We start from the raw sequence: 5,191 nt of genomic DNA on the forward strand, positions 1-5,191 counted from the left end.
GCTGGAACTGGATCTCTTCGGCTTCAGCCGCGGCGCGGCGGCAGCCCGGCATTTCGCCAACCAGATCCTCCTGCGCGAGCGGGGACCCTTGGGCACATTGCGCCGAGCGGGCAAGCTCGGCCTGGCATCCGGCTTCGACTGGCGGGACGACGTCGCCATCAACTTTATCGGCCTGTTCGATACCGTGGCCGCCATCGGCGGCTGGGACGACTGGGGCGATCCCAGCGATGACGTCAACGGCGGTATCGATCTCCATCTGGCGCCCGATGCAGCCCGCCAGGTGGTGCATCTGGTCGCCCGCGACGAATTTCGGCGCAATTTCGCCCTCAACCGGGTCTCCCCGCCGCACCGGGAAATAGTGCTGCCCGGTGCCCATTCGGATCTGGGCGGCGGCTACCCACCGCTGGCCAGCGAGCGGCTCTACCTGATGCGTCCGCGCAGCAACTGGGTCAGCCGGGATACCAGCCCATACGGCACCCTGGCCTACCAGCAGGCGCAACGCGACACCGAGTACGCCCGCCAGGCCGACCTGCTCGACCCGCGGGACCGCACCGCGCGGCTGGGAACGGACGTCTGGGAACACTTCACGCCGTTCAGCGGCGGACGCGGCGACCAGATGAAATACGTGCTGGCGGCGCCCTATCTGGAGCGCCGGGTCTATGGGCACCTTTCGCGGGTGTATCTGCGGGTCATGCATGCGCTGGCTGTGGAAGCCAATGTGCCTTTCAAGGATGTTCCCGCCACGGAGGACTTGAGCCTGCCGACCGAATTGATGCCCATCAGCGACAAGCTGCTGGCCTGGGCCAGAAGCGGCAGCGGTGCGCTGGATATGGAAGAGGAACGCCTGCTGCGCCAGCGCTACGTCCATCAGTCGGCCAACTGGAATGCTGCTGCCGGACGCGGCGGCAGCGTGCTCGATGTGGTCTTCGTCAATGCCCCGGCCGAGCGCGGACGGATACGCCATGCCGACAGGCCCCGGGAGAAAAAGCGATGAGAGCGCCGCTACTTGTCCTGTTCCTTCTGCTGCTTGGCGTTGGCGGCTGCGCCAGCGCCGAGAGAGGCCCCGGAAGCCTGCCCTACAAATACTGGCGCCTGGGCTTCCTGGCCCCGGACCATATGGAAGTCTGGGTGGAAACTGCCGATGTGGAAGATATTCGCGGACAAAGATTCTTCCATGCAGGCAGCGGCACCGTATCCGTGCACTTGCCTACCGATGGAACAGGCAATGCCGTCGGCTGGAGAAAGACTTGGGGGGCAGGTCGCCACGTCAACGGCGCCGACCTGCCCCGGCGCATCTACGTGCGCTGGCAATCCCTGGCCGAGCCCCAGACCTACCGGGTCATTCTCGATATCCCCGAACGCGCGCGACAGCTGATGAGCGAGCGGCTCGACCTACCCTGCCGCACCAGCGAATACCGCCATGCCCTGGCGCTGGGTCTTGCCCCCGGCGGCGTGGTCAGGGGCTGGGTCATGAGCACCTGCGGCGGGCCCATCGAAGTCCTGCGCGCCCAGGCGGAAATCGAGCCCAAGGGGCCTTCCCAAGGCAAGACCGACGGTCAGTACGCCTTGCCGTTAGAGCCCGAATCCAGAGCCTATATCGAAAAACACGGTATCCCCTACGGATCATGGTGAGCAGGCAGGCGATCATGACCGCACGCAAGCTATCGCTCATCCTGGCCTTACTGCTGCTCGGCGGCTGCGCCAGCGCCGAGAGAGGCCCCGGAAGCCTGCCCTACAAATACTGGCGCCTGGGCTTTCTGGCCCCGGACCATATGGAGGTCTGGGTGGAAACCGCCGATGTGGAGGACATACACGGCAACCTCTTCTATCGAATGGACGGGGGCACGGTATCGATCGCCAGGCCGTCCGACGGCAGCGGGAGCGCCGCTGGCTGGCGCAGAGGCCTAGGCTGGGGCGCAGGTCGCCACGTCAACGGCTCCGACCTGCCCAAGCGCATCTACGTGCGCTGGCAATCCCTGGCCGAGCCTCAGACCTACCGGGTCATTCTCGATATCCCCGAACGCGCCCGACAGTTGATGAGCGAGCGCCTCGACCCGCCCTGCCGCACCAGTGAATACCGCCATGCCCTGGCGCTGGGTCTCGCTCCTGGCGGCGTGGTCAGGGGCTGGGTCATGAGCACCTGCGGCGGGCCCATCGAAGTCCTGCGCGCCCAGGCGGAGATCGAGCCTAAGGGGCCCTATGGCGGGCAATCCGACGGTGAGTATTACTTCCTTTCGGAAACCTCCAGAGCCTATATCGAAAAACACGGCATCCCCTACGGATCGTGGTAATCCGAATGCATGCCGATCGCTGGAGCTCGCGGTAACTGATTTCTTGGCTGATGCGGACGCTTCGAGATGAGGTCTGGGGCCGGGCGCTCTTTACCAGGACGCCCTGTCGTGCAACGCCCGCTCAAAGCAGCAGCCCGCGCTGGCGCCGGCGCCACACGGCCAGCCGCTGGGCCAGGCCGGCCGGGCTGTCGAGCGCCTGGCGCCGCGCATGGCTGAAGAGAATCAGCGCCAGTTGTGCCGTGGCCAGCGCATCGGCGCTGGCATGGTGGCGCTGGTCGACCTGCAGGGCGAAGCGTTCGGCCCAGTCGTCGAGCCCTCCCTTGGCTGGCTTGCGGTCCGGGCAGAGCATGGGGGCGAGTTCGGCGACGTCGAGGAAGGGATGGCGCAGGCGGTAGCCGAGCGTATGGCGCAGCGCGCGCCGCAGCATGTGCCGGTCGAACTCGGCATGGAAGGCCAGCAGCGGGCTGTCGCCGACGAACTCCATGAAGGCCAGCAGCGCCTCGGCCGGCTCGATGCCGCGCGCCAGCGCGCTCGGGGCAATGCCGTGGATCAGCACGCTGACGCCCATGTCCTGGATCGGGCGGTTGAGCGTGCATTCGAACTGCTGGCCCAGATCGATGGCGCCGTGCTCGATGACCACCGCGCCGATCGACAGCACCACGTCGCGGCGCATGTTCAGCCCGGTGGTTTCCAGGTCGACCACCACGAAACGCTGGCTGGCCAGCGGGCGTTCGTCGAGCGCCGGGGCGGCGGGCAGGGCCTCGCGACGGCGCTGCTGCTCGGCGTCGAGGCGCGCGGCGGTGCGGTGTCGGAGCCAAGGCAGGTTCATAGCTGATAACGCAAGGCGAGGCTGGCCTGCAGGCGCTGGGCCTGGCGGAAGGATTCGCGCAGGATGCGCCGGTCGAGGTGGTTGAGGCTGTCCGGATCGAGCCGGTTGGACAGCGGCTGACCGAGGCGCGCCTGCTGCTGGTGGTGCTGCATCCGGGTCTGCTGGATGAACTGGTAGGCCTCTTCGTAGGCGGCGCCGTCCTTCGCCTCGACGACGCCGGCCTCGACCAGCAGGCGCAGGCGATCGATGGTGTTGGCGCTGGCGATCCCGTGGGCCAGGGCGAGCACGCGGGCGGCGTCGGCGAAGGGCGTCAGGCCCTGGACCTTGAGGTCGAGGGTGGCCTTCTCGGCGCCCTTGCGGGTCACCACGAAGTCGCGAAACAGCCCGACCGGTGGGCGCCGATGCAGCGCGTTCTCGGCGAGCATGCGCTGGAACAGGCTGTTCTCGCCGACCTCCTCGAGCAGCGAGTCCATCAGCCGGTCGCTGCCTTCGGGCGGGCCCCAGATGGCGCGCAGGTCGAAGAAGATCGCCGAGCCCAGCAGGTTCTTCGGGGTGGACTTGTCGATGAACGAGGCGAAGCGCCGCTGCCACTCGACGCGCGACAGGCACAGCTCCGGGTTGCTGGCCATGATGTTGCCCTTGCACAGCGGAAAGCCGCAGACGGCCAGGTCGCGGTTGATGCGTTCGGCGATCGGCAGCAGGCGGCCGCGGATTTCGGCGGCTTCGGCGGCGTTGTCGGCCTCGAACAGGATGCCGTTGTCCTGGTCGGTGCACAGCGTCTGTTCGCGGCGCCCCTCGCTGCCGAAGCACAGCCAGGTGAAGGGCACGCCCGGGTCGCCGAGCTCCTCGAGCGCCAGCTCGATCACGCGGCAGACGGTGTGGTCGTTGAGCAGGGTGATGATGTGGGTGATCTGGGTGGAGGAGGCGCCGTGCGCCAGCATGTTGTCTACCAGCTGGCGGATCTCCGCGCGCAGCGCGGCGAGCGTCGACACCCGCCCGGCATTGCGGATGGTCCGCGCCAGATGCACCAGATCGACCCGCTGCAGGGAGAACAGATCGCGCTCGGAGACCACGCCCTGCAGCCGGCCGCGCTCGACCACGCAGATGTGGGCGATATGGCGCTCGGTCATGGCCATGGCGGCATCGAAGGCGGTGGCGTCCGGCGACAGGTAGAACGGCCGCTCGGTCATCAGCCGCTCCACCGGCTGCCCGAGGTCGCTCTCGCCGCTGGCGATCGCCCGGCGCAGGTCGCGCAGGGTGAAGATGCCGATCGGGTGCAGGTTCTCGTCCACGACCACGATGCTGCCGACGTTCTGTTCGTGCATCGTCCGCACGGCCTGGTTGACCGGCATCTGCGGCCCGCAGAACACCGGTTTCTGCAGCGCCAGCCCGCCAAGCCGGGTGTTGAGCGAATACTGCGCGCCGAGGCTCTCCACCGCACGCAGCTGCACCTGCTGGTTGACCTGGTCGAGCAGGCTGCTGACCCCGCGCAGGGCGAAGTCGCGGAAGGGCGCAGACAGGGCAAACAGGCGGACGAAGGCCTCCTTGGCGAGCAGCAGGCAGAAGGTGTCCTCGGCGGCGAGGTGCGCGGTGCGGGTGGCGCGCTCGCCGATCAGGGCGGCCAGCGGGAAGCACTCGCCGGCGGTGATCTCGAAGGTAGTCTCGGTGCCCCGGCGAGCCGAGTGCGGGCGCTGGCCGCAGACCCGGCCCTGCTTGACGATATAAAAGTGTTCGACCGGCCCGTCCTCGGGCTTGATGATCGACTCGCCGGCGGCATAGAAGCGCAGCTGGCAGTTCTCCACCAGGTAGGCGAGCTGCGCCCTTTCCATCTGGTTGAACGGGGGGTATTTCTGCAGGAACTCCATGGTCCCGTGGATGTTCTGCAGGACGGCCGTCTTCCCGGCTTCGGCGAAGGCGTCGGCTTTGGTCATTGCCGGACTCCAGCTTTTCGGGCCAATGGTGCGGCGCCGCGGTTGGGTTAGACATAGGACGTAAGTCTAGTGGAGCCGCTGCCGCCTGCCTGTACCGAAGCCCACCATCGTAGGGGCGGGCGTACCTGCCGGCCATCACC

Annotated in this window: 5 protein-coding genes; 3 read left to right on the forward strand and 2 right to left on the reverse strand. The window is 67.5% G+C overall.

Annotated features, from left to right (window positions below; all coding sequences use genetic code 11):
• From H610_RS0121235 to H610_RS0121245, 3 genes are all read left to right on the forward strand, one after another.
• The coding region (locus H610_RS0121235) for a phospholipase effector Tle1 domain-containing protein (RefSeq protein WP_028241542.1) at positions 1-994 on the forward strand (994 nt) is incomplete at its 5' end.
• Entirely contained in the window at positions 991-1,632 is a 642-nt protein-coding gene (locus tag H610_RS0121240) for a DUF2931 family protein (RefSeq protein WP_028241543.1), read from the forward strand. The genes H610_RS0121235 and H610_RS0121240, both read left to right, overlap by 4 nt.
• Positions 1,633-1,646: 14 nt before the next feature.
• Positions 1,647-2,291 carry a DUF2931 family protein gene (locus tag H610_RS0121245; protein ID WP_028241544.1) on the forward strand — a complete coding sequence of 215 codons (645 nt, stop codon included), beginning with the start codon at positions 1,647-1,649 and terminating at the stop codon, positions 2,289-2,291.
• A 121-nt stretch (positions 2,292-2,412) separates the two neighbouring features.
• Here the strand turns inward: H610_RS0121245 and H610_RS0121250 are convergent, their stop codons facing one another.
• Positions 2,413-3,120, reverse strand: a complete 708-nt coding sequence (locus H610_RS0121250; RefSeq protein ID WP_028241545.1) for a 3'-5' exonuclease — start codon at positions 3,118-3,120, stop codon at positions 2,413-2,415.
• Positions 3,117-5,051, reverse strand: coding sequence for a putative nucleotidyltransferase substrate binding domain-containing protein (locus H610_RS0121255; RefSeq protein WP_028241546.1), 1,935 nt, complete (start codon positions 5,049-5,051; stop codon positions 3,117-3,119). The genes H610_RS0121250 and H610_RS0121255 overlap by 4 nt, the downstream gene beginning before the upstream one ends.
• Positions 5,052-5,191 lie beyond the last annotated feature (140 nt).

The sequence above is a fragment of the Stutzerimonas azotifigens DSM 17556 genome, assembly GCF_000425625.1.
In the GTDB taxonomy this organism is placed as follows: Bacteria; Pseudomonadota; Gammaproteobacteria; order Pseudomonadales; family Pseudomonadaceae; genus Stutzerimonas; species Stutzerimonas azotifigens.

Bases quoted from the DNA above. Each gene is read 5' to 3' on its own strand.
- H610_RS0121240 (WP_028241543.1), top strand. From the start codon at position 991: ATGAGAGCGCCGCTACTTGTCCTGTTCCTTCTGCTGCTTGGCGTTGGC.
- H610_RS0121255 (WP_028241546.1), bottom strand. From the start codon at position 5,051: ATGACCAAAGCCGACGCCTTCGCCGAAGCCGGGAAGACGGCCGTCCTG.
- H610_RS0121245 (WP_028241544.1), top strand. From the start codon at position 1,647: ATGACCGCACGCAAGCTATCGCTCATCCTGGCCTTACTGCTGCTCGGC.
- H610_RS0121250 (WP_028241545.1), bottom strand. From the start codon at position 3,120: ATGAACCTGCCTTGGCTCCGACACCGCACCGCCGCGCGCCTCGACGCC.